A 24,227-nucleotide genomic window follows, 5' to 3' on the forward strand; every position below is an offset into this window, starting at 1 on the left:
GCCGCAAGGATGCCGCGCCCCCGGCGGTCCCGGGGGCGCGGCGGGCGATCATTTCCAGTTCATCTCGAAGAAGCGGACATATTCATCCGGCGTCGGCGCGAAATCGAGATCCGGCGACATGACATAATTCGCCGTATAGGCCCACAGCGGCACCCAATAGGCCCCATCCGCGATGATGTTCAGCGCCTTGGAATAGGCCTCCTTGCGCTTGGCCGGGTCGGTGGTCGTATCGCCCGTCTTGAGCAGCGCGGTCAGATCCGGGTTCTTCACATCGTCGATGGCCGAGCCGTCGAAGAACTTCGAGGTCGAGGCCGAGACATCAAGGATGGAGCCCGAGCCCCAGGTCATGAAGCTCATCGGGACTTCGCTTTTCAGCACCTTTTCCGCGAGGGCCGCATATTTGAGGTAGTTCATATTCGCCGTGATCCCGACCTCGGCCAGCATCTGGATCATCGCCTCGGCCGACTGCCGGTCGCGATAGGCAAAGAACGGCACCTCGAAGCCCTTTTCATAGCCCGCTTCCTTCAGCAGCGCCTTGGACTTTTCGGGATCGTAGTCATAGGTCTTGACGTTCTGGTCGCAGCCGAACTGCATCGGGTTGCAGACCGAATTGGTCAGCACGGCCTCGGGCGCGAAAAAGGCATCGCGGATCGCGGCGCGGTCGATGGCGTGATAGACCGCCTCGCGCACGCGCTGGTCCTTGAACGGCTCGAACCCGGTGCGGCCCGAGACATCCATCGAGATATAGCCAAAGCGCACGGTCGGCGCCGAGGTGACGGTATAGCCGCCCTTGGCCTTGATCTTCTGGGCCTGATCCTCGGGGACGTTCCACATGAAGTCCAGCGAGCCCGAGAACAGTTCCGCAATCTGCGTGTTCACATCGGGGATCGAACGCACGACGACAGTGCCGATGGCGGCCTTGGATTTCGAGCTGCCCGCATGATAGCCGTCAAAGGCCTTGAGCGTGAAGCCGCGGCCGGGGTCGATGCTGCCCACCGCATAGGGGCCGGTGCCGACCGGCTTTTGCGCGAAACCGGCCGAGCCGACCTTTTGATAATAGGCCGCCGGATAGATCGGCAACGCGCTTTCGACATAATCCAGCGCAGCCGGGAACGGCGCCTTCAGCTTGACGCGCACCTTGTAGGGGTCCAGCTTCTCGACGCCCGCAATCCAGGCGACCGTGTTCGGCATGGCAACGCCCGTCGCCGGATCCGAGAAGTGGCTGTAAGTGTAAACCACATCATCGGCGGTGAAATCATCGCCGTTGTGGAACTTGACGCCCTGACGCAGCACGAATTCCAGCGTCAGATCGTCAACCCAGGTAAAGCTTTCGGCCAGGTTGCCCACCCATTCGCCGGTCTTCGGATCGCGCTCGACCAGCGGGTCGAAGACCGAATAGCCAAAGACCGTGCTTTCGCGGGCCGAGCTGAAATAGGTGTCGGCATTGTCCAGCTCGCGCGTGAAGGCGACGGTGACGGTGTCGTCCGCCTTGCCGGCAAAGACGGCACCGGGCATGGCAAGCGCGATCGCGGCGCATCCCAGAAGTCGGGTGATGGGCTTCATGTGGTGGTCCTTCCTGTCAGGTTTTCGTTGGTCTTGTTATGGGTCGTGTCGGCCTAGGCCTCGGCAACGGCGTCGGCCCAGGGCATGGTGATCTCGCAGATGCCGGTGTTGGTGGCACCGTCGCGCACCACGCCGACCGGGCAGGCAAAGCCCAGCGGGAAGAACGATCGCGGCACGGCCACCGTCTCGAACCGCTCGCCCAGCGCGGCCAGCACGGCATCGGGCAGGCTGGCATCGGCCACCACCTGCGCCCCGCCCGACACATCGATGCGCGGGGTGTGGATCGCCTGATCCGGGGTCAGATCGTGGTCGGTCATCATCAGCGCCATCTGCGCCACGGCGGGCAGGATCTTGCGCCCGCCGGATGCGCCGATGGCGATGCGCCGGTCGCCCTTTTGTGCCACGATGGGGCAGACGTTCATCAGGCAGCGTTTCGACGGCGCAACCGAGTTCGGGCGCCCCGGTTCCGGGTCGAACCACATGATGCCGTTGTTCATCAGCAATCCCGTCGAGGGCGAGACGACCGACGAGCCAAAGGCCGACAGCAGCGTCTGGGTCATCGAGATCATGTTGCCCTGCCGGTCCACGATGGCGAAATGCGTGGTGCAGGACGGGGCGTTCGGCGCATCCATCCCGGCCTCGGCCACTGCGGTATCGCCCGCATTGGCCAGCCGGTTGCGATAGGCGGCGCGCAGGCTTTCGGCCCAGGCCACATAATCGCCCGGTTGCGGCGCGCCCGATGGCGCCGGGAAGGTGCCGCCCAGATGCGCCAGCGTATCGCCCAGCGTCGGCCCGGCGGTCAGGTGAGGCGTTGCGTGAAACGTCGCGCCGCGATGGGCGACCGACAGCGGCGCCTGCCATTCGGGGCGGTAGTTTTCCAGATCGGCCAGCACCATGCGGCTGCCCTTGGCCTGCAGATCGCTCACCAGCGCCCGCGCCAGATCGCCGCGATAGAAATCCTCCGCCCCGGCCTCGGCCAAGTGTGACAGGGTATCGGCCATGCGGTCCATGGTGACGCGCATCTCGGACATCGCGGTCCAGCCGCCCATCCGCGGCCAGGTGCCGCCATCAAGGAACATCGCTGCCGCATCCGGGTCTTTTGCCAGCGCCTCGGCGCGCGAGGCGATCATCAGACCGGCATACCAGTCCAGCAGCATCCCCGCGCGGGCACAGGCAATGGCGGGTTGCAGCAGATCGCGCCACGGCATGGTGCCGAACCGCTGGTGCAGCGCGGCAATACCCGCCACGGTGCCCGGAACCGCCACGGCCAGCGGGCCATAGACGTTGCGGTCATCGACCACCGCCCGCCAGGGGAACAGATCCGAGGCATGGCCATCTTCCGCCAGCGGATAATCCGCCGGATCCAGCTTCATCGGCGCGCGCATCCCGTAGAACAGCGCCTCGACCGGGCCATTCGCAGGCGAGACCATCATGGCGCCGCCGCCGAAGGGGCCGGACATCCACGGCTCCAGCACGCCCATGGCAAAGGATACGGCCACCGCCGCATCATAGGCATTGCCGCCCGCGCGCAGCACCTCGGCCCCGATTTCCGAGCCCCGGCGGTGCTGGGTCGATACGACCCCGGCCGCCGAGCTGACAGCCGGTTTGCGCAGCTGCGCTTGGTGGGACAGGTTGGTTTCCTTGACGGTCCAGGCCATGGCGGCATCCGTTTTCTGGGTCAGAACATGAAGAGGCGCAGGGGCGGCCCTGCGGTGGTTCAGCAAGCGTTGCGGATGGTGCGGCGCAAGGGCGCACGACACGCCTGCGCCTTATGAACAGCCACACGGGCCAAGCGCCCTGTCAGGAAACCTTCGATCATCTTTCCCTCGCTGTCAGACCGTTGACCGATCTTGTCCACTGTAGTGACATGTTGTTCTCTTTGGTGGATATTGATCTGGCTCGGCACCGGGTTGTCAACCCTGACATGGCCGGCACATGGGGGGAACGGCATGGCTCAGCGCGCACGCGGAACCGATCGCATTCTGGATATTCTGGAATGCCTGGCCCGGCTGGACCGGCCCGCAAGCCGGGCGGAACTTTCGGCCCAGACCGGAATGCCGCGCTCGACCGTCTATGCGCTGACCGATCTGCTGCTGAAACGGAACTGGATCGAGGAAACCGACTCGCGCCTGGTGCTGGGGCGCATGGCAGGCTTTGTCAGCAACGCCTATCTGCGCCGCAACGGCTTTGAGACCCTGGCGCGCGAGGTGCTGAGCGCGCTGTCCGCCGCCACTGGCGCGCTGACCGAAATCGACCTGGTCGAAGACTGGGTCCATATCGTCGCCATCAGCGAAGGGCACATGGCCCAAGGTTACGTCCGTCCGATCGAGGGCGCGCGCCTTCCGCTGATGCCGACGGCTGCGGCGCGGGTCATGCTGGCCGACCTGCCGGATTCGCGGATTCGCCAGCAGTTCCCCAGCGATGCGCTGCAAACCCCCAGCGGGGCGCGGATCAGCTGGGATCAGTTCTTCGACGATCTGCGCCGGTTCCGCGAACGGGGCTATGCCTCGGTTGCAGGCTGGTTCGACGGCTCGATCTCGACCCTGGCCTGCCCGGTGCGCGACCCGGCCGGGCGCACCATTGCCTCGCTGTGCATGTTGCTGGCAACGCGCGACATGAACGCAAGGCTGGATTTCCACCTGGGCCATCTGCGCACCGCCGCCCTGCGGCTGGAGGATCTGGTGGCGGGCCTGGGCTGGCCGCGGGCGGAACTGGGCTGGCAAAGACTGCACGGCCCGGACACGGCCGCCGCAAGCTAGGCGCCCTGACCCACCCGCCATATTGCACCCGGCCGGGATTGGCCTAGGGTCTTGCGAGGCCCCGGCGCAGCAATGCCCCTTGCGACGGCGCCGGCCGACCTCTGCACCAGCGGCGGTCTGCTGTGCGCCCATCCGTAATGGACTTTGCCCCCGCCGGCCTTACCTTCACCCCACGGACAGGGCGCGCCCTGCCCGCCAGCAGGAGAGCTGCCATGACCCCCCTTCGCCGCCTTGGCCAGACCGACATTCACATCGCCCCGCTGGTGCTGGGCACCAACACGGCCGGCTGGACTGCGGACGAGGCCACCAGCTTTGCCATTTTCGATGCCTTTGTGGATCACGGCTTCAGCGCGCTGGACACCGCCGATGTCTATTCCCGCTGGGTGCCGGGCAATGACAGCGAAAGCGAGCGGATCATCGGCCGCTGGATGAAGGCGCGCGGCAACCGCGACAAGGTGCATGTGCTGACCAAGGTCGGGTCCGACATCGGCCAGGGCAAGCGCGATCTGTCGGCCAAATGGATCATGCAGGCGGTCGAAGGCTCGCTTGCCCGGCTTCAGACCGATTACATCGACCTTTACCAAAGCCACTGGCCCGACCCGACCGTCGGCCAGGAGGAAACGCTCGAGGCCTATGACCGGCTGATCAAGGCGGGCAAGGTGCGCTGGATCGGCTGTTCCAACTATGACGAGACGCTGCTGGGCGAGGCGCTGGGGATTTCCTCGGCCAAGGGCCTGCCGCGCTATCAATCGGTGCAGAACGAATTCAACCTGCTGAACCGGGGCGCCTATGAAGGCGCGGTCAAGCAGATCGTCCTGCGCGAGGGGCTGAGCCTGATCCCCTATTACTCGCTCTCGGCCGGGTTCCTGACCGGCAAATACCGCACCGAGGCCGATCTGGACCAGGGGCCGCGCGGCACCAGCGTCAAGCGGTTCATGACCGAGCGCGGGATGAAGGTTCTGGCGGCCATGGACGAAGTGGCGGCAAACACCGGCGCCACGCTGGCCGAAATCGCGCTGGCCTGGGTGGCCGCGCAGCCGGGCGTCGTGGGGCCGCTGGCGTCGGCGACATCGGTGAAACAGCTCGAAAGCCTGGCGCGCGGCGCAAGGCTGCACCTTGGCGCCGAGGACATGGCGCGATTGACAGCGGCGGGGGCCTGACCCCCGCCCGAAAGGGAACGGATATGGGCAATCTCAGCATGGGCCGCGTGGCCCTTGTGGTGCATGACCTCGACAAGGTCGGGGCATGGTATGAACAGGCGGTCGGGCTGCATCTGCTGCAGCGCGATGGCGAAACCGCCCGCTATGGCGCCGGCGACACCGTGCTGCTGGAACTGCGCCGCGACACGGGCGTGCGGATGCGCAGCCGGCGCGAGGCGGGGCTGTTCCACACCGCCTTTCTGCTGCCCGACCGTGCCAGCCTTGGGCAATGGATCATGGATGCCTCGGCCCGTCGCACGGCGGTGGACGGGGTGGCCGACCATCTGGTCAGCGAGGCGATCTATCTGACCGATCCCGAAGGCAACGGCGTCGAAATCTACGCCGACCGCCCGCGCGATCAGTGGGCCCGCAATGGCGCCGAAGTGCAGATGGCCACCGACCCGCTGGACATTCCCGCCATCGTCGCCAGCGCCGAAGGGCGCGGGGCCTGGCAGGGCGCGCCTGCCGGCACCGTGGTTGGCCATGTCCATCTTCAGGCCGGCGCAATCCCCGAGGCGGATGCCTTCTACGCCGGGGTTCTGGGCCTTGACCTGACCGCCCGCTATCCGGGCGCCAGCTTCTATGCCGCCGACGGCTATCACCACCATCTGGCGGCCAATATCTGGAACAGCCGGGGCGCCGGGCCGCGCAACCTGCCCTCGACCGGGTTGGCCGAGGTGGAAATCCGGCTGAATGCCGCCCGCGCCGCCACGATCCGCGATCGGGCGACGCTGGCCCCTGCGGGCAACCGGCTGGTGGTGAATGATCCGTGGAACACGCCGATTTCGCTGGTGGTGGAGGGTTAGGCCATGCTGGTGAACGGCGCATGGGTGGAAAACTGGCAACCCGTGCAAGCCACGGACGAAAAGGGCGGCTTCGTGCGCCAGATCTCGGGCTTTCGCAACTGGGTAACGCCGGATGGCGCCGCCGGGCCGACGGGCCACGCGGGGTTCAAGGCCGAAGCAGGGCGCTATCATCTGTATGTGGCGCTGATCTGTCCCTGGGCCAGCCGCACGCTGATCGCCCGCAAGCTCAAGGGGCTGGAGGATGTGGTCTCGCTGACGGTGGTAGAGCCGGAAATCGGCGATCAGGGCTGGCGCTTTGCCGCGCCCGATCCGGTGAACGGCGCCAGCTACATGCACCAGATCTACACCCAGGCCGATCCGGTCTACACCGGCCGCGCCACGGTTCCGGTTCTGTGGGACAAGGCGTCGGGAACCATCGTGTCGAACGAAAGCGCCGAGATCCTGCGCATGTTCGACACGGGCTTTGGCAATCTGGCCTCTGGCCCCGTGCTGTGCCCTGACGATCTGCGCGACCAGATCGACGCGCTGAACGATCGCATTTACCCGCGCCTGAACAACGGCGTCTATCGGGCCGGCTTTGCCACCACGCAGGCCGCCTATGACGACGCCTTTGCCGATGTCTTTGCCCAGCTGGACGAACTGGAGGCCCGGCTGGCCGCCGGCGGGCCGTTCCTGTTCGGGGATCGCTTTACAGAAACCGACATTCGGCTGTTCGTCACGCTCGTCAGGTTCGATCCGGCCTATCACGGCTTGTTCAAATGCAACCTGCGCCGGATTGCGGACTATCCGGCGCTGTCGGCCTATGTCGCGCGGGTGATCGCCCTGCCCGGTGTGCGCGAGACGGTCAGCATCGACCATATCAAGCGCGGCTATTATTCCATCAAGGCGCTGAACCCCACGGGCATCGTGCCACTGGGGCCGGAACTCGACTGGGCTGCCTGAGCGACCTGCAAAGACATCGGGCCGGGGCCTTGCATGGCCCCGGCCAAAGGTTTTTCAGCGGGCCGCCAGCGCGACCTTGGGCTGCGGCGTGCCACCCTTGCGGAACTGTTCCAGCAATTCCAGCCGCCGGGCTGCGGCCTTTTTCGCGTTCTGCTCCTTGACCGGGCCAAAGCCGCGGATGGTCAAGGGCAGCTCGGCCAGTTCCTTGGCCGCCACCATGCGGTCGGGGGTCAGACCGGCCAGAACCTCGGCCATGTCGCGCTCGTATTCCGCGATCAGGGCGCGTTCCATCCGGCGCTCGGCCGTGCGGCCGAAGATGTCCAGCGCACCACCGCGCAGCCCCTTCATTGCCGCCAGGACACGGAACAGCGGCACGACCCAGGCGCCGAATTCGCGCTTCTTCGGCCGTCCATCGGCATCGGTGCCGCCAAGGATCGGCGGGGCCAGATGGAAGCGGGGCTTGAGATCGCCATCAAACTCGGCGCGCGCCTTCTCCATCGTTTCCAGATGCAGGCGGGCGACCTCGTATTCGTCCTTGTAGGCCAGCAGCTTGTGATAGCCCTTGGCGACCGCGAGCCGCAGTGCGGGGTCGGTCACGCGGTTGACCAGCGCGACATAGCGATCCGCCAGCGCATCGTTCTGATAGGCGCGCAGGTGATCGGCGCGGAAGGCGACCGGATCGACGGGCGCGGCGGTGTCCTCGGGGTGGATCATCGCGGCGGCCTGATCCGGGTGCAGCACTGCCCAGCGGCCAATGTCAAAGGCGCGCAGGTTCGCCTCGACCCCGGCCCCGTTCAGGTCCACCGCCTTGCGGATCGCGTCCAGCGACAGGGGCACAAGGCCCTGCTGCCAGGCTGCGCCAAAGACCATCATGTTGGAATAGATCGAATCCCCCAACACCACCCGCGCCAGTTCCGAGGCATCGAACAGCGCGATATCGCCGGCCAGCCGCGCCTCCAGCGCCAGTTTCAGCCGGTCCGCAGGCAGGCGGAAATCGGGCTTGCGGGTGAACTCGCCGGTGACGATCTCGTGGCTGTTGACCACGGCGCGGGTGCGCCCGGTGGTCATCAGGCCCAGCGTCTTGGCGCCTGCTGTCACCACCAGATCGCCGCCGATCACCGCATCGGCCTCGCCTACGGCCACACGAACGGCGGTGATATCCTCGGGCCGTTCGGCAATGCGGCAATGGATGTGAACCGCCCCGCCCTTTTGCGCAAGGCCGGCCATTTCCATCATGCCTGCCCCCTTGCCATCGACATGGGCCGCCATGGCAATGATTGCGCCCACCGTGACGACGCCGGTGCCGCCAACGCCGGTGACCACGATATTCCACGTCCCGTCAATCGCGGGCAACGGCGCATCGGGCAGATGCGGCAGATCCAGCGCCCGGGTCGCGGCCTTTTTCACCCTGGCGCCTTCCAGCGTCACAAAGCTGGGGCAGAACCCCTTGAGGCAGGAAAAGTCCTTGTTGCAGGACGATTGGTCCACCGCGCGCTTGCGTCCAAGTTCGGTTTCTACAGGCACCAGCGAAACGCAGTTCGACTGCACGCCGCAATCGCCGCAGCCTTCGCAGACGTCGGTGTTGATGAACACCCGCTTGTCCGGGTCGGGGAAGGCCCCGCGCTTGCGCCGCCGGCGCTTTTCCGCCGCGCAGGTCTGGACATAGACGATGGCCGAGACGCCATTGACCGCGGCCATCTCCTTTTGCACCGCCATCAGATCGTCGCGCAGCCGGAAGGTGACACCGGGGGGGAAGGATTTCAGATCCAGCCCCTCCTTGGGGTCATGCACCACGACGACCGGCTTGACGCCCATCGCCAGCACCTCGCGCACGATCTGCGGCGCGGTCAGCCCGCCTTCGTTCGGCTGGCCGCCGGTCATCGCGACGGCATCGTTGAACAGGATCTTGTAGGTGATGTTGGTCCCGGCCGCGACGGCCGAGCGGATGGCGAGCGACCCCGAATGGTTGTAGGTGCCATCGCCCAGGTTCTGGAACACATGACCCCGGGTCGAAAACGGCGCCTCGCCCACCCAGTTGGCACCTTCGCCGCCCATCTGGGTAAAGCCGGTGGTTTCCCGGTCCATCCACTGGACCATGTAGTGACAGCCGATCCCGGCATAGGCGCGGCTGCCCTCGGGCACCTTGGTCGAGGTATTGTGCGGGCAGCCCGAACAGAACCACGGCGTGCGGGCGGCGATTTCCGGGGCATTGTCGGCGCGGCGCGTCTCGATCAGCCGGGCAACCGAGGCGCGGATCCGGTCGGTGCCGCGCCCTTCCTCGATCAGGATATCGCCCAGCTTTTCCGCGATCAGGATCGGGTCCAGCGCATAGCGGGTCGGGAACAGCTCCAGCCGGCGGCCGTTTTCCCAGCTGTCGCCCTTGTGCCAGCCATAGACGCGGCGGCCACCCCGGTCATCGAACAGCGCCTCCTTGACCTGCACCTCGATCAGCTTGCGCTTTTCCTCGACCACGATCACCAGATCGAGCCCTTCGGCCCATTCGTGGAACGATTGCATGTCCAGCGGGAAGGTCTGGCCCACCTTGTAGGTGGTGATGCCCAGCCGCTCGGCCTCGGCCTCGTCGATGCCCAGCAGGCTGAGGGCATGCACCAGATCCAGCCAGTTCTTGCCCGCCGCCACCATGCCGATCCGGGCGCCCGGCTTGCCCCAGACGCGCTTGTCCATGCGGTTCGCGCGGGCAAAGGCCTCGGCGGCGAAACGCTTGTAGTCGATCATCCGCGCCTCTTGCGCGACGGGCGTATCGGCCAGGCGGATGTTGAGCCCGCCCGGCGGCATGGCGAAATCGGGGGTGACGAACTGCATCCGGTCGGGGCGGCCATCGACCACGGCGGTCGCCTCGATCGTGTCCTTCATGGTCTTGAGCCCGACCCAGACGCCAGCAAAGCGGCTGAGCGCCCAGCCGTAAAGGCCGTAATCCAGAATTTCCTGCACACCGGCGGGCGAGACCACGGGCATATAGGCATCGACCATCGCCCAGTCGGACTGGTGCAGCGTGGTCGAGGATTCGCCCGTATGGTCATCGCCCATCGCCATCAAGACGCCGCCATGAGGCGAGGTGCCGGCCATGTTGGCATGGCGCATCACATCGCCCGACCGGTCGACACCCGGCCCCTTGCCATACCACAGGGCAAAGACGCCATCGTGCTTGCCTTCGCCGCGCAGCTCGGCCTGCTGGCTGCCCCAGACGGCGGTTGCGGCCAGATCCTCGTTCAGACCGGGCTGGAACAGGATGTCATTGGCCGTCAGCAACTTGCCCGAGCGGGTCATCTGCTGGTCCACCCCGCCAAGGGGCGATCCGCGGTAGCCGGTGACATAGCCGGCCGTATTCAGCCCTGCCGCCCGGTCACGCGCCTTCTGCATCAGCATCAGGCGCACCAGCGCCTGCGTGCCATTCAACAGAACCGGCGATTTATTCAGGTCGAAACGGTCGTTCAGCGACACATCCTGCCTGCTCATCGGGCACCTCCCCTGCGGTCTGAGCATATTTCATCATAATAGGTCAAAAACTCTGACCTACAAAGCAGAATTTTCATTCCGCTTTCGTTTGCAATCGTTATCGCTCGCGCATATCTGTCATGCGTCTGACGGGGATCAGGTGATACAAAGTTACGTCATGGACTGGGACAAGCTGCGAATCTTTCATGCGGTGGCCGATGCGGGCAGCCTCACTCATGCGGGTGAGTCGCTGCACCTGTCGCAATCCGCTGTCAGCCGCCAGATTCGCGCGCTCGAGGAATCGCTGTCGGCGACCCTGTTCCATCGTCATGCGCGGGGCCTGATTCTGACCGAACAGGGCGAGCTGCTGTTCGATGCGACCAGTTCCATGGCCAAGCGCCTTGATGCCGCCGCCGCCCGCATCCGCGACAGCGAGGATGAGGTGTTCGGCGAATTGCGGGTCACCACCACCACGGGCTTTGGCACCATGTGGCTCGCCCCGCGGCTGGCGACATTGTATCAGCAATATCCCGATCTGCGCATCGACCTGATGCTTGAGGAACGCGTGCTGGATCTGCCCATGCGCGAGGCCGACGTTGCCATCCGCATGAAGGAACCCAGCCAGGCCGATCTGATCCGCAAGCGGCTGATGGTCATCCGGATGCAGCTGTTCGCCAGCCCGCAATACCTTGAAGAACGCGGCCGCCCGAAAACGCTGGACGATCTGCGCCAGCACCGCATCATCTGCCAGCAGACCGGCGCCGCCCAGGTCGCGGCCGGCGCGCGGATCGTGCAAGAGATCCTGGCGCAGGAACCGGCCTCGACGCTCAAGGTGAACAACTACTTCGGCGTCTTGCAGGGTGTGCTGAACAATCTGGGCATTGGCGTGCTGCCCGAATACCTCACGCCTGACTTCCCGCATCTGGAACGGGTGATTCCGGGCTTCGAATCAGAAGAAGTGCCGGTGTTCCTGGCCTACCCCGAGGAGCTTAGGCATTCCAAACGGGTCTCGGCCTTCCGGGATTTCGTCATGGACGAGGTCATGGCGCACCGGCGCAACGTGCGCGAGTGACATTTCTGCACCTGCGAGTTTTTTCTGCGTCTGCAAATTATGCAGGTGCAGCAATGCCTTGCTGCAATGACCGGCAAGGCATGACTACAGCACATAGCAGCCATACCACTTTCGCGGCCATATAATGCTTGAATGACCGCACCCCGGCGCCTAAATCCAGCCTCGAGGACGGTGATTGAGTTTCTCTTACCGTCCTTTACCTCCCTGTTGGACTTCGGCCGAGCGAAAGCTCGGCCTTTTTTTTGGCCTCAAGGCCGAATGCCCCAAGTTTGGGCGAAATGGCCGCGCATCGCCCTTGGCGCAGGCAGGCAGCGAACACACCGCGTTGCAAAAACCGCCTTGTCAGACCGATCGCGTGTTGCGGATGCTTCCCCTTTTGCCCCTTGTGCCGTAAGAGGCGCGGCAACGCCGCTTATAGGAGTTCCAGCCATGTCCGAACCCGAGATCACGCCAGACCTGGTGGCCGCACACGGGATCAAGCCGGACGAATGGGAACGCCTGCTGGGCATCATCGGCCGCCAGCCCACCTTTACCGAACTGGGCATCTTTTCGGCGATGTGGAACGAGCATTGTTCCTACAAGTCGTCCAAGCGCTGGCTGCGCACCTTGCCGACCACCGGGCCGCAGGTGATCTGCGGACCAGGCGAGAACGCGGGCGTGGTCGATATTGGCGATGGCCAGGCGGTCATCTTCAAGATGGAAAGCCACAACCACCCCAGCTACATCGAGCCGCATCAGGGCGCGGCAACCGGCGTGGGGGGCATCCTGCGCGATGTGTTCACCATGGGCGCGCGCCCGATTGCCGCGATGAATGCGCTGTCCTTCGGCCTGCCCAGCCATCCGAAAACCGCGCATCTGGTCAAAGGCGTGGTCGAGGGGATCGGCAGCTATGGCAATGCCTTTGGCGTGCCCACCGTGGGCGGCGAGGTGCGCTTCCATCGCAGCTATAATGGCAACTGTCTGGTCAACGCCTTTGCGGCCGGCCTCGCGGATGCCGACAAGATTTTCTACTCCAAGGCCTCGGGCGTCGGCATGCCAGTCGTCTATCTGGGCGCCAAGACCGGCCGCGACGGCGTCGGCGGCGCCACCATGGCCAGCGCCGAGTTCGACGACACGATCGAGGAAAAGCGCCCCACCGTGCAGGTTGGCGACCCCTTCACCGAAAAGCGCCTGCTCGAGGCCTGCCTCGAGCTGATGACCACCGGCGCGGTGATCTCGATCCAGGACATGGGCGCGGCGGGGCTGACCTGTTCGGCGGTCGAGATGGGCGACAAGGGCAATCTGGGCATCAAGCTGCAACTGGACCATGTGCCCCAGCGCGAGCGCGGCATGAATGCCTATGAAATGATGCTGTCGGAATCCCAGGAGCGGATGCTGATGGTGCTCAAGCCAGAGCGCGAGGCCGAAGCGCGGGCGATCTTTGAAAAGTGGGATCTGGATTTCGCCATCGTGGGCGAGACCATCCCCGAAGACCGTTTCCTGATCCTGCACGGGAACGAGGTCAAGGCAGACCTGCCGCTGTCGAAACTGTCGTCCAGCGCGCCGGAATATGACCGCCCCTGGGTGGAAACCCCTGCCGCTGCCCCCCTTGGCCCGATCCCCAAGGCCGACCCGATGGAGGCGCTGAAGGCGCTGATCTCCTCGCCCAGCTATGCACACAAGGGCTGGGTGTGGGAACAGTATGACAGCCAGGTCGGCGCCGACACGCTGGTCACCCCCGGCCTGCCCGCAGGCGTCGTGCGCGTGCATGGCACCGGCAAGGCGCTGGCCTTCACCAGCGACGTGACCCCGCGCTACGTCAAGGCGAACCCGTTCGAAGGCGGCAAGCAGGCGGTGGCCGAGGCCTATCGCAACCTGACCGCCATGGGCGCGCGGCCCTTGGCCACCACCGACAACCTGAACTTCGGCAACCCCGAAAAGCCAGAGATCATGGGCCAGTTCGTCGGCGCCATCAAAGGCATCGGTGCGGCAGTCGCGGCGCTGGACATGCCGATCGTGTCGGGCAACGTCTCGCTGTATAACGAAACCGATGGCCAGCCGATCCTGCCGACGCCGACGATTGGCGCGGTGGGCCTGCTGTCCAGCCTGGACGAGCTGATCAATGGCAAGCCCCAGTCGGGCGATGTGGCGCTGATGATCGGTGCCAGCACCGGGCACCTCGGCCAGTCGGCGCTGTTGGCCGAGCTGTGGGGCCGCGAGGATGGCGATGCCCCGCACGTCGATCTGGAAGCCGAGCGGCGCAACGGCGAATTCCTGCGCGCCAATCGCGGGCTGGTTCATGCGGCCACCGACCTGTCGGACGGCGGCCTTGCGCTGGCCGCCTTCGAGATGGCCGAAGGCGCGGGGGTCGGCGTCGCGCTGGATGATGGCGCCCTGCCCTGGCTGTTCGGCGAAGATCAGGCGCGCTATCTGGTGGCCTGCTCCATCGACAATGCCAAGGCGCTGATCGAGGCCGCGACCGAGGCCGGCGTTCCCGTTCAGCCCGTTGGCCGCTTTGGCGGTGGCTTCCTGCGCATGGGCAATGCCGAGGCGCCGCTGGCCGATCTGTCGCGCCTCTACCGCGGGGCCTTTGCCGCGGCCATTGGCGACGAATGACCTCGACCCCCGGCCTGCGCGCGCTGGCGGCGGCCGGGGTTGCCGTCACGCTGCACCCCTATGACTATGACCCCAAGGCCGATGCCATCGGCCTTGCGGCGGCTCATGCGCTGGGGCTGGACCCGGCGCTGGTGCTGAAAACCCTGATGGTCGAGGTGGATGGCAAGCCCGCCTGTTGCGTGCTGCCATCGGACCGGCAGCTGTCGATGAAAAAGGTGGCCGCAGCCTTTGGCGGCAAACAGGCCGAGATGATGAAACCCGACAAGGCCGAACGCCTGACCGGATTTCGCGTCGGGGGGATTTCGCCCTTTGGCCAGAAGCGTGCCGTCGCCACAGCATTTGACGCAAGCCCGATGGCGGCCCCGAACGTGTGGATCAATGCCGGGGCCAGGGGTCTTTTGCTGGGCATCGCCCCGCAGGACGCCTTGCGCGTCACCAGCGGCCGGGCATTGACGCTGACCCCCTGAACACGGGCATTGCCCCGCATCCAGCGCCATGGCTATGCTGGCGCCATCTGATGCCACAAGGGGATACCATGAAACGCATTATTCTGACCCTCGCCGCCGCGATGTTTGCCGCGCCGGCCTTTTCCGCTGGCTGGACCGTCGACGATCTGGGCTCGATGTCCGCGCGGTCGGACTGCATGACCCGCGCCGAACGCACCATGAAACGCTATTACCAGGTGCATGGCGGCAAGGAAAACATCGGCCGCAGCGAATGGACCCTTGGCGGTTACAACCTGCGTGGCAATGTGGTCAACGCGCTGATCATCTGCCCGATCGAGGCCGGCCTCGTTGCCCCGTTCCTGATCGTCCACAATTCCGACAGCGACAATGACGCGCGCAAGATCGTGGCGGACCGGGTGAAGGCGATCTGGCAGGAACAACCCTGAGCGGCCTTTCGGCGCGGGGCGTTTTCGGGCATGAAGGGAAAAAAGGATGTCCCGATGCCCGACCCCCGCGCCCCGCGACTGTGTGTGCTGATCGACGCCGACAACGTGCCCGCCGGCTATGCCGAAGCGATCTTTGAAGAAATTGCCACATTTGGCGAAGCATCGGTCCGGCGGATCTATGGTGACTGGTCGGCCCAGCGGCTGAACAAATGGGCCGAAAAGGTCGCCGCCCTTGGTCTGGTGGCCGATCAGCAGTTTTCCAACACCAAGGGCAAGAATGCCAGCGATATCGGGCTGGTGATCGCGGCCATGGATTTCCTGCATTCGGGCCTGTTCGACGGCTTCGTGCTGGTCTCCTCCGACAGCGATTTCACCCGCCTTGCCGCGCGGATCCGCGAACAGGGGCTGGATGTCTATGGCATCGGCGAAAAGAAGACGCCCGAGGCCTTCCGCATGGCCTGCAAGCGCTTCATCTATGTCGAGAACCTTGGCCCGTCGGAACCGGTCCGCCCGGCCACGCCCCAGGCGCCCGAGCCGCGCCAGACCGCCAGCGGCAAAGAGGCCCCCACCGGGGCAATTCCGCTGATCGTGGCTGCCATGCGCGCCATCGACCCCGAAGGCGAATGGTATTCGCTGGGCCAGATCGGCCAGTTCATCACCCAGGCCAACCCGGATTTCGACACCCGCACCTATGGCGCGCCGAAACTGTCGGATCTGATGCGCAAGCTGCCCCGCTTCGAGGTGCAGCAGGGCCCCGGCGGCCAGCTTCAGGCCCGCGACGTGACCTGAGGCTCAGTTCAGCGGCCCGATCTCGACCCCATGGGGCAGCGTGGTCAGAACGCGCCCCTGATCGGTCAGGCGCAGCCCATAGCCCTTGGCGGCCAGGCGCCGCGCCAGATCCTCGTCGGTGCGTGCAGCGCGCAGATCCTGCGCGATGAGCTGGCGGATTTGCGACAGGATGAACGGATCTGGCGTGGACATGGCAGCCTCGGAACTCGGAATGGCCCCAAGGTGGCAGGCGAGTGCGGCAGCATGGCGGCAGCCGCCGGGCCATAGAGCGGCACTCAGCCGATCAGCGCATTATACAGCCGGACTGACCCGTCCCGACTGCCAAGGCTGGCCGAGGCATTGACGTCCCGCGCATAGGCCGCCATGGCCGAGGCCGTGCCCTGCCCCCAGATCCCGTCGATGGCACCGCGATAATACCCATAGGCCGCCAGCCGCTGCTGGATCAGCCGGCGCGATTGCGGGCTGTATTCATAAAAGGCATCGGCGGCGACGTTGGCATAATACCCCTGCCGCGGCGGCTGGGGCGCATGGCTCTGATACCGCCAGTCATCGCCGCGATACCGCTGATCGTAGCGATAGCGATTCTCCTCGCGATAGCGCGGATCCTGGCCATAGCGCGGCTCAAGGGGCTGCGGCGCAGCCTGCGCGCGGCTTTGCTTGACAAGTTCATTGACGATCACCGCCGCAGCGACCCCCTTGAGGAAATTGCGCTCGTTCTTGCCCAGCGCCTGGGCCGGGGCAACAGAGGCCGCCGCCAGCGCAAGGGCGGTGACAGCAACAGTGGCGGTTCGGGTGACAGCGGGCAGCATGTCGGCATCCTTCCGTTGAGGCGCCGTCAAAGGGCGGCGCGGTTCGATGGAACCAATCTGGGAAGGCACCGGCTGCAAGGCAAAATCAGCGCCCTGCTATCGGATAACAATGCCCTCCGCGCCCGGAAAACGCGGCCTTGCCACCGCGTTCCGTGCCCCCGAAGGGGTTTGCCGTTCAAACGCCCCGCCGCCCCCCTCACCCCAACTGCTGCGCCCGGCTGTCCGGCGTCATGACCAGCGGCAAGCGTGGATGCCTCCGGCGGGGATATTTGTATCAAGGCGAAAGACCACACGACCGAGCTGCCCCGAGCGCGCAACCCGTGTTTCGCCTTGTCCAAATATCCCGGGGGGCAGGCGCGACCGCACCACCCGCGCCAACGCAAGAAGGGGGGCAGCGCCCCCCTTGGTGCAACGCGGCCAGCCGCGGATCAGACCGACAGGCAGACGTATTTCAGTTCGAGATAATCCTCGATCCCGTGGCGGCTGCCTTCTCGGCCAAGGCCCGATTGCTTGACCCCGCCAAAGGGCGCCACTTCGGTCGAGATGATCCCGGTGTTCACCCCGACGATGCCGTATTCCAGCGCTTCTTGCACCCGGGTGATGCGGCCGATGTCGCGGGCGTAGAAATAGGCGGCCAGGCCAAAGATCGTGTCATTGGCATAGGCCACCGCCTGATCCTCGGTCTCGAAGCGGAACAGCGGCGCCAGCGGGCCAAAGGTTTCTTCCTTCGAGACCATCATGTCCTGCGTCACGCCGGTGATGATGGTGGGCTCGAAGAAGCTGCCGCCGCGTTCGTGCCGCTTGCCGCCGGTGACCACGGTGCCGCCCTTGGCCAGCGCATCGGCGACATGTTCCTCGACCTTCTCGACCGCAGCCATGTTGACCAGCGGGCCAAGATCCACCGTCTCGGTCAGCCCGTCGCCCACGCGCATCTTGTCGACCGCTGCAGCCAGCTTGGCCGCGAAGGCATCATAGACCCCGGCCTGCACATAGATCCGGTTGGCGCAGACGCAGGTTTGCCCGTTGTTGCGGTATTTCGACATGATGGCGCCCTGCACCGCCGCATCCAGATCGGCATCGTCGAACACGATGAAGGGCGCGTTGCCGCCCAGCTCCATGCTGCACTTGATCACCTGATCCGCCGCCTGACGCAGCAGGATGCGGCCCACCTCGGTCGAGCCCGTGAACGTCAGCTTGCGGATGGCCGGGTTCTCGCAGAACTCCTTGCCGATGTCCGAGGACCGTTTCGAGGTCACGATGGAAAACAGCCCCGCCGGCACCCCCGCGCGTTCGGCCAGCACCGCCAGCGCCAGCGCCGACAGCGGGGTTTCCGCCGCGGGCCGTCCGACAAAGCCGCAGCCCGCCGCCAGCGCCGGGCCGCATTTGCGGGTGATCATCGCATTCGGGAAGTTCCACGGCGTGATGGACCCCACAACGCCGATCGGCTGGCGCAGCACGGTGATGCGCTTGTCGGGCTGGTGGCCGGGAATCGTCTCGCCATAGATGCGCTTGGCCTCTTCGGCAAACCACTCGATGAAACTGGCGCCATAGGCAATCTCGCCCTTGGCATCGGCCAGCGGCTTGCCCATCTCGGCGGTCAGGATGGCGCCCAGATCGTCCTGGTTGGCCATCATCAGATCGAACCATTTGCGCAAGATGTTGGCGCGCTCCTTGGCGGTGCGCTTTTGCCAGGCCTTCATCGCCACTTCGGCCGCAGCGATGGCGCGGGCAACCTCGGCCCTGCCCAGGTTCGGCACGGTGCAGATCACATCGCCCCGCGCCGGGTTCGTCACCGGAAAGGTCGAACCGTCATCGGCCTCGATCCATTCTCCGGCCACATAGGCGCGTGTCGCCAGCAGCGACGGGTCTTTGAGCATCGCACGCAGATCGGCAGCAGTATCCAGCATCGGGGCCTCCCATTTTCTGACGGGACATGTCAAGCATGGGCAAACACGCTTGTCCAGCGACGGAGGTATGCGATGGACTGGGACCGCGCCTATGCCAATGCGGATTTCATCCCCGAGGGGGCTGACTATCCGGCCCGCTGGGCCGCTGCGGCCGAGGCCTTTCGCGCGGGGGCGAAAGCCCGGCTGGACCTGCCCTATGGCGATGGTCCGCGCAACAGGTTCGATCTGTTCTTGCCCGAGGGCACGCCCAAGGGGTTGGCCCTGTTCATCCATGGCGGCTACTGGATGGCCTTCGGGCGCGAGATCTGGTCGCATCTGGCCGCCGGGCCGCTGGCCCATGGCTGGGCGGTGGCGATGCCGTCCTACACGCTGGCGCCCGAGGCGCGGATTTCGCAGATGACGGCCGAGATCGCGGCAGCCCTGACCGCGGCGGCGGCCGAGGTTGCCGGCCCCATCGTCCTGGCCGGACACAGCGCCGGCGGACATCTGACCGCCCGCATGGCCTGCGCCGATGTGGCGTTGCCCGATGCTGTCGCCGCGCGGATCAGGCGCGCCGTTCCCATCTCGCCGCTGGCCGATCTGGAACAGATCGCGCTGACCGGCATGAACCGCACTCTGCATCTGGACGGCGCCGAGGTGGCATCCGAAAGCCCTGCCCGGCTGCCCCGCCGCCCCGGCCCCGAGGTGCTGGTCTGGGTCGGCGGGCAGGAACGCCCCGCCTTTCTGTGGCAGGCGCGGCTTTTGTCCGAGGCATGGGACTGCCCCTGGCATGTCGCCCCCGGTCGTCACCACTTTGACGTGATCGCCCCGCTGAGCCAGCCGGACAGCGACCTGACAAGGGCCCTTGTCGCATGATCTTGCTGCTGCGACACGGACAGACCGAATTCAACGCCGCCGGGCGGCTGCAAGGCCAGCTGGATTCGCCCCTGACCGACAAGGGCCGCGATCAGGCGCTGCGCATGGGCGAGCGGGTCGCCGCCCTCGCCGCAGGGCGCAAGGTGTCCATTCATTCCAGCCCGTTGGGCCGGGCGCTGGAAACCGCCCGCCTTGTCGCCAGCCGCATTCCCGGCGCCATCGGCCCGCGCCCCGATCCGCGCCTGACCGAGATCAGCTTTGGCCAATGGGACGGCCTGACCCGGCACGAGATTGATGCCGGCTGGCCTGGCCTGCGGGCCAGCGCGCCGGAAAACCGCTGGTTCTTTCACGGCCCCGACGGCGAGACGCTGGAAGGTCTGGTGGCCCGCGTCGCCCCCGCCCTTGCCGAAGTTGCCGCCGATCCGGCCGATCTGCGGGTGATCGTCTCGCACGGGATTGCAGGCTGGGCGGTGCGCATGGCCCATACCCGCCGCAGCCCCGAGGAGAACATCATTGACGGGCTGCAACAGGATTCGCTGCAACACCTGACCCCCGATGGCCGGGTCGAGCTGCTGTGATCAGCCGCCGAATTTTTCCAGCGCGGCCAGGTCCATCTTTTCCAGCAGCCCCAGCATGACGGCGGGATCGCCATCTTGCGCCTGAACCAGAATGCGGTTGGCGATCAGCGCCTGCAGGCTGTTGTCCTGTTGCAAGAACCGCACGCGGCCGACGCGCACCACCTTGCCCATGCTGGCCATGATCTGCGCATTCGACAGCATGGCGCCCATGCTGGCCACCATCGGATTGTCGGCCATCAGGGTGATGCGGAAACTGCCATCCGGGCCTTCATAGGTGGCCTCGGCCCCGATCCCGCCGCCCATCATGGCAAGGCCCGCATTCATGTCGGTCTTGATCTCGCGCGTCCAGCCCTCGGGGGCCTCGGGCAAAAAGGCTGACAGATCGTCAGCCTTGGCCGACTGGATCATCTGCTGGGCGGCGATCAGCTCGTCCAGTGCGAACTGCCGGTCACCCGCCTCCCACGCCTCCAGCGCCGAGCGGATGGTATCGGAAATCTCGTCCGCCTGGGCCGGAACGGCCGCCAGCAGGGCAAGGGCAAAAAGGGACATACGCATCAATAGTCTCCGAAAAATGGAAGCCTATCGACCGTACAGGCTGGACCACGCGGGCTGCAAGTCCCCTTCAAACGCCTGCGCGGCATGAACCCCGCGCGCGATGGCGCGGGCCAGCACGGTCGCCGCCGCATGGCCCAGGGTGAAGATGTCGGCATCGCCGCTCTCCAGCGCCCGCGCGCCGGTCGACACCGCAAAGACCAGATCGCCATCAAAGGGCGTGTGACTGGGCACGATCGCCCGCGCCATGCCATCTTGCGCCGCCGTCGCCATGCGCAAGGCCTGCGCCTGCGTCAGCCTGGCATCGGTTGCCACGATGGCGATCGTTGTCGCCTCGCGCAGCGCCTTGCCGGGGCGGACTTCCTCGTCGGCGGGATAGCTTTGCGCAACGCCCCGGCCGCCGAATTCGCCGCCCATCTCCCAGGGCGCGGCCCAGAACTGCCCGGTATCGCCCACGACGACCGACCCAAGCGGGTTCACCGCCACCAGCGCCCCCACCGTCACCCCGTTCGACAGCACCAGGGATGCCGACCCCAGCCCGCCCTTGAGGTTCTTCGTCGTCGCCCCGAACCCCGCCCCGGCAGAGCCGATGGCAAAATCCTCGGACACGGCCGCCAAAGCGGCGCGGCCCAGCCCCGGATAGGGGCTGGCATCCCAGCCCTTGTCGCCGCCATTGGCCAGATCGAAGATGATCGCGCCTGGGACGACCGGCACATGCAGCCCATGAACGGCAAAGCCCCGCCCCATGGCCCGCAGCCCGTCGACCACACCGCCGACAGCATCAAGGCCATAGACCGACCCGCCCGACAGGACCAGCGCCTCGACCTCCTGCACCACCTTGTCGGGGGCCAGCAGATCGGTCTCGCGCGTGCCGGGCGATCCGCCCATCACCGAAACGGCGGCGACAAAGGCCCGCTCGCCCAGCAGCACCGAGGTGCCAGTGCGCACGCGACGGTCCTCGGCATTGCCGACCTTCAGCCCCGGCACATCGGTGATCAGGTTCCTCGGTCCTGGCCGCATGACGCCCCCGCCTGTCATCATCTTGCTCCAAATACCCTGCAGGGGGTCCGGGGGATGCAAAATCCCCCGGCGCTATCCACCCCGCGCCGCGCCTCAGATGCAGCGCCCGCCGTCAACCTCCATGGCGACACCCGTCACCATGCCTGCCTCGTCCGAGCACAGGAACAGCGCCGCATTCGCCATGTCCTCGGGGGTCGAGAACCGGCCGATCGGAATGGTCGACAGGAATTTCGCGCGCATCTCGGGCGTGTCCTCGCCCATGAAGCTTTTCAGCAGCGGGGTTTCCCCGGCGACCGGGTTGATCGCATTGACCCGCACGCCGAACGGCGCCAGTTCGACCGCCATCGCCCGCGTCGCGGTGATCATCCAGCCCTTGGAGGCATTGTACCAGTTCAGCTTGGGACGCGGCGAGACGCCAGCGGTCGAGGCAACGTTCAGGATCGCGCCCGACTTGCGCGCCTTCATGCCCGGCACCAATGCCCGCGCGGTCAGATAGACCGACTTGGCGTTGACCAGCATCACGCGGTCGAAATCGGCCTCGCTGACGTCTTCCATATAGGCCGGAAGATGGGTGACACCTGCATTGTTGACCAGAATGTCCGGCGCCCCGCCAAAGGCCGCCTCGGCCGCCGCAGCCATCGCGGCCACCGACTCGCCCTTGCCGACATCGACGCCCTGCGCGATGCCGCCGATCTCGTCCGCGATGACCTTTGCCGCTTCGGCATTGATGTCGGCCACCATGACGCGGGCGCCTTCCGCCGCGAAACGCCGGGCGATGCCCGCACCAAAGCCCGAACCCGCCCCGGTCACGATCGCCGTCTTGCCCTGCAGTCGCATCCTCGTCTCCCCTCACTGGAATCGGGGCGATAGGCGCATGTTTCCCGCCCGGCTGCAAGCCGTCGGACACGCTGCGCGTGCACACTTACTCGGGCTGGTAGCCGCCGATCAGCTGTTGCAGGCCCAGGAAGGCCCCTGCGGCAATCGCGGCCAGCGTCACCGGCCCCGACCAGGCCAGCGCGGCAAAGGCGGTGACCCCCTGCCCGACCGAACAGCCCATGGCGATCACCCCGCCAACCCCCATCAGCGCCGCGCCTGCCACCTGGCGGCCCAGCTCGCGCGGGTCTTCGCAGGCTTCCCACTTGAACAGGCCCCGCGTCATCGACCCGATCAGCGCCCCGGCCATCACCCCGACGACCGACCCTACGGAAAAGGTGATCCCGCCCGCGGTCGAGGTCATCAGATAGATCAGCGTGCGCCCGACCGGCGCAGTGAACGAGGGCCCTTCGACACCGATCTCGCCAAGGCTCTGGTCGTAAAGCCAGCTGGTGCCCAGAAAACACCAGACCACCGCCAGCCCGGCCGCCACGCCCCACAGCATCATGCGCGGACGGGCGCGCAAGGGCGCATGCCACAGCCCCCAGACCAGCGCCGCGCAGCCGGTCAGCAGCACCGTGGCCAGCGCCGGAATGCCCAGCCCTGCCAGATCATGCACCACCCCCTGCGGCCCGGTCGCATCGGGCTGGGGAAACAGCATCACCCGCAAGGGCGCCAGCGGCCCCGACAGCGCGACAAAGCCGAAGATCCCCATGACCACCACCACGACCAGCGATCGCAGATCGCCCCCGCCGAAGCGCACCAGCGCCCCGAACCCGCAGTTGCCTGCCAGCGCCATGCCATAGCCGAACATCAGCCCGCCCACGACCGAGGCCCAGGGGTTCCAGGCGATGCTGTGATAGAACGAGGCCCCCAGATCGACCACCCCGGCCATGGCCAGCCCCTGGGTTCCCAGGATCGCCACGCCCAGCACGATGCCCCACAGCCTCAGGCGGCGATGGTCCTTGCCATAGACAGCCGATTCCAGCGCACCCAGCGTGCAGAAATCGCCCAGCCGTGCCGACAGGCCCAGCACGACGCCGCCCGCCAGACCGACCAGCGCGGCCAGCACTCCATAGGGCAACCCCTCCATCGCGCCTCTCCCTTCCTGCCGGGGCCTCCACCCCGGCGCCCCCCGTTGACCGCTGCCCAGCTAGCAGGGCGTGCCGTAGATTCGCTTGAGAACCAGCAAAATCTCGGCCACTTTCGGGTCCAGTATCGAATAATAGATCGCCTGCCCCTCGCGCCGCGCCCTGACCAGGCCTTCGTGCCGCAGCCGCGCAAGCTGCTGGCTGACCACAGCCTGCCGCGAGGCCAGCAGGTTTTCCAGCTCTGTGACGCTTTTGGGGCCGGACATCAGATGGCACAGGATCGTCAGTCGCCCGTCGTGCCCCAGCGCCTTGAGGAAGGTCGCAGCATCGGACGCGGCCTGAACCAATGCGTCCAGGCCGGTCGCATCGCCGTCGTCAGACCGTATGCTGCCGATATCGCCCAAGGGCCCTGTCCCCCCTAATCGCCCCCTTCATGCCGATGTCGGCCGCAAAGGGCAACCGGAACCCG

The 24,227-nt window shown here is 66.2% G+C and carries 22 protein-coding genes; 11 read left to right on the top strand and 11 right to left on the bottom strand.

The window, feature by feature from the left end; translation table 11 throughout:
- Positions 1–48 precede the first annotated feature (48 nt).
- A complete protein-coding gene (locus G481_RS0111690) occupies positions 49–1,563 on the bottom strand; it encodes an ABC transporter substrate-binding protein (RefSeq protein ID WP_028030198.1) in 1,515 nt (504 codons plus the stop codon).
- Positions 1,564–1,616: 53 nt separating this feature from the next.
- Positions 1,617–3,221 (bottom strand): gamma-glutamyltransferase family protein, encoded by a 1,605-nt coding sequence (locus tag G481_RS0111695; protein ID WP_051294489.1) that lies wholly within the window; start codon positions 3,219–3,221, stop codon positions 1,617–1,619.
- A 291-nt stretch (positions 3,222–3,512) separates the two neighbouring features.
- On the opposite strand from G481_RS0111695, the gene G481_RS0111700 reads away from it, so the two are divergent.
- From G481_RS0111700 to G481_RS0111715, 4 genes are all read left to right on the top strand, one after another.
- The gene (locus G481_RS0111700) at positions 3,513–4,322 is read left to right on the top strand and encodes an IclR family transcriptional regulator (protein ID WP_028030200.1); all 810 of its coding nucleotides are present in this window, start codon (positions 3,513–3,515) and stop codon (positions 4,320–4,322) included.
- 212 nt (positions 4,323–4,534) lie between these two features.
- Positions 4,535–5,482, top strand: coding sequence for an aldo/keto reductase (locus G481_RS0111705; protein ID WP_028030201.1), 948 nt, complete (start codon positions 4,535–4,537; stop codon positions 5,480–5,482).
- Positions 5,483–5,505: 23 nt separating this feature from the next.
- Positions 5,506–6,327 carry a VOC family protein gene (locus tag G481_RS23630; protein WP_035025906.1) on the top strand — a complete coding sequence of 274 codons (822 nt, stop codon included), beginning with the start codon at positions 5,506–5,508 and terminating at the stop codon, positions 6,325–6,327.
- 3 nt (positions 6,328–6,330) lie between these two features.
- Positions 6,331–7,269, top strand: coding sequence for a glutathione S-transferase family protein (locus G481_RS0111715; RefSeq protein WP_028030202.1), 939 nt, complete (start codon positions 6,331–6,333; stop codon positions 7,267–7,269).
- 54 nt (positions 7,270–7,323) lie between these two features.
- Here G481_RS0111715 and G481_RS0111720 read toward each other — a convergent pair whose 3' ends face one another.
- Positions 7,324–10,746, bottom strand: a complete 3,423-nt coding sequence (locus tag G481_RS0111720; protein ID WP_028030203.1) for an indolepyruvate ferredoxin oxidoreductase family protein — start codon at positions 10,744–10,746, stop codon at positions 7,324–7,326.
- A gap of 157 nt (positions 10,747–10,903) precedes the next feature.
- On the opposite strand from G481_RS0111720, the gene G481_RS0111725 reads away from it, so the two are divergent.
- From G481_RS0111725 to G481_RS0111745, 5 genes are all read left to right on the top strand, one after another.
- Positions 10,904–11,797 (top strand): LysR family transcriptional regulator, encoded by an 894-nt coding sequence (locus tag G481_RS0111725; protein ID WP_028030204.1) that lies wholly within the window; start codon positions 10,904–10,906, stop codon positions 11,795–11,797.
- Between the two features lie 429 nt (positions 11,798–12,226).
- Positions 12,227–14,392 carry a phosphoribosylformylglycinamidine synthase subunit PurL gene (purL, locus tag G481_RS0111730; protein ID WP_028030205.1) on the top strand — a complete coding sequence of 722 codons (2,166 nt, stop codon included), beginning with the start codon at positions 12,227–12,229 and terminating at the stop codon, positions 14,390–14,392.
- Positions 14,389–14,859: an aminoacyl-tRNA deacylase gene (locus tag G481_RS23635; protein WP_035025909.1), complete on the top strand. Its 471-nt coding sequence runs from the start codon at positions 14,389–14,391 to the stop codon at positions 14,857–14,859. Before purL ends, G481_RS23635 begins: the two co-directional genes overlap by 4 nt.
- A gap of 68 nt (positions 14,860–14,927) precedes the next feature.
- A complete protein-coding gene (locus G481_RS0111740; protein ID WP_028030206.1) occupies positions 14,928–15,284 on the top strand; it encodes a hypothetical protein in 357 nt (118 codons plus the stop codon).
- Positions 15,285–15,338: 54 nt separating this feature from the next.
- Positions 15,339–16,073, top strand: coding sequence for an NYN domain-containing protein (locus G481_RS0111745; protein WP_028030207.1), 735 nt, complete (start codon positions 15,339–15,341; stop codon positions 16,071–16,073).
- A gap of 3 nt (positions 16,074–16,076) precedes the next feature.
- Here the strand turns inward: G481_RS0111745 and G481_RS0111750 are convergent, their stop codons facing one another.
- The 3 genes from G481_RS0111750 to G481_RS0111760 form a co-directional block, all read right to left on the bottom strand.
- Positions 16,077–16,265, bottom strand: a complete 189-nt coding sequence (locus G481_RS0111750) for a hypothetical protein (protein WP_035025911.1) — start codon at positions 16,263–16,265, stop codon at positions 16,077–16,079.
- Positions 16,266–16,348: 83 nt separating this feature from the next.
- A complete protein-coding gene (locus tag G481_RS0111755) occupies positions 16,349–16,882 on the bottom strand; it encodes a peptidoglycan-binding protein (RefSeq protein WP_028030209.1) in 534 nt (177 codons plus the stop codon).
- 428 nt (positions 16,883–17,310) lie between these two features.
- A complete protein-coding gene (locus tag G481_RS0111760) occupies positions 17,311–18,789 on the bottom strand; it encodes an NAD-dependent succinate-semialdehyde dehydrogenase (RefSeq protein WP_028030210.1) in 1,479 nt (492 codons plus the stop codon).
- Between the two features lie 72 nt (positions 18,790–18,861).
- On the opposite strand from G481_RS0111760, the gene G481_RS0111765 reads away from it, so the two are divergent.
- Entirely contained in the window at positions 18,862–19,644 is a 783-nt protein-coding gene (locus G481_RS0111765; protein ID WP_028030211.1) for an alpha/beta hydrolase, read from the top strand.
- Positions 19,641–20,222: a histidine phosphatase family protein gene (locus G481_RS0111770; protein WP_028030212.1), complete on the top strand. Its 582-nt coding sequence runs from the start codon at positions 19,641–19,643 to the stop codon at positions 20,220–20,222. Before G481_RS0111765 ends, G481_RS0111770 begins: the two co-directional genes overlap by 4 nt.
- Here G481_RS0111770 and G481_RS0111775 read toward each other — a convergent pair whose 3' ends face one another.
- The 5 genes from G481_RS0111775 to G481_RS0111795 all read right to left on the bottom strand — a co-directional run bounded on the left by G481_RS0111775 (position 20,223) and on the right by G481_RS0111795 (position 24,162).
- The gene (locus tag G481_RS0111775) at positions 20,223–20,777 is read right to left on the bottom strand and encodes a hypothetical protein (protein WP_035025913.1); all 555 of its coding nucleotides are present in this window, start codon (positions 20,775–20,777) and stop codon (positions 20,223–20,225) included.
- 24 nt (positions 20,778–20,801) lie between these two features.
- A complete protein-coding gene (locus G481_RS0111780; protein ID WP_028030214.1) occupies positions 20,802–21,794 on the bottom strand; it encodes a P1 family peptidase in 993 nt (330 codons plus the stop codon).
- Between the two features lie 93 nt (positions 21,795–21,887).
- Positions 21,888–22,631: a glucose 1-dehydrogenase gene (locus tag G481_RS0111785; RefSeq protein ID WP_028030215.1), complete on the bottom strand. Its 744-nt coding sequence runs from the start codon at positions 22,629–22,631 to the stop codon at positions 21,888–21,890.
- Between the two features lie 85 nt (positions 22,632–22,716).
- On the bottom strand, positions 22,717–23,760 hold the full coding sequence (locus tag G481_RS0111790; RefSeq protein ID WP_028030216.1) for a YeeE/YedE family protein: 1,044 nt from the start codon (positions 23,758–23,760) through the stop codon (positions 22,717–22,719).
- Between the two features lie 60 nt (positions 23,761–23,820).
- Entirely contained in the window at positions 23,821–24,162 is a 342-nt protein-coding gene (locus tag G481_RS0111795; protein WP_028030217.1) for an ArsR/SmtB family transcription factor, read from the bottom strand.
- Positions 24,163–24,227 lie beyond the last annotated feature (65 nt).

Source organism: Gemmobacter nectariphilus DSM 15620 (assembly GCF_000429765.1).
Taxonomy (GTDB): domain Bacteria; phylum Pseudomonadota; class Alphaproteobacteria; order Rhodobacterales; family Rhodobacteraceae; genus Wagnerdoeblera; species Wagnerdoeblera nectariphila.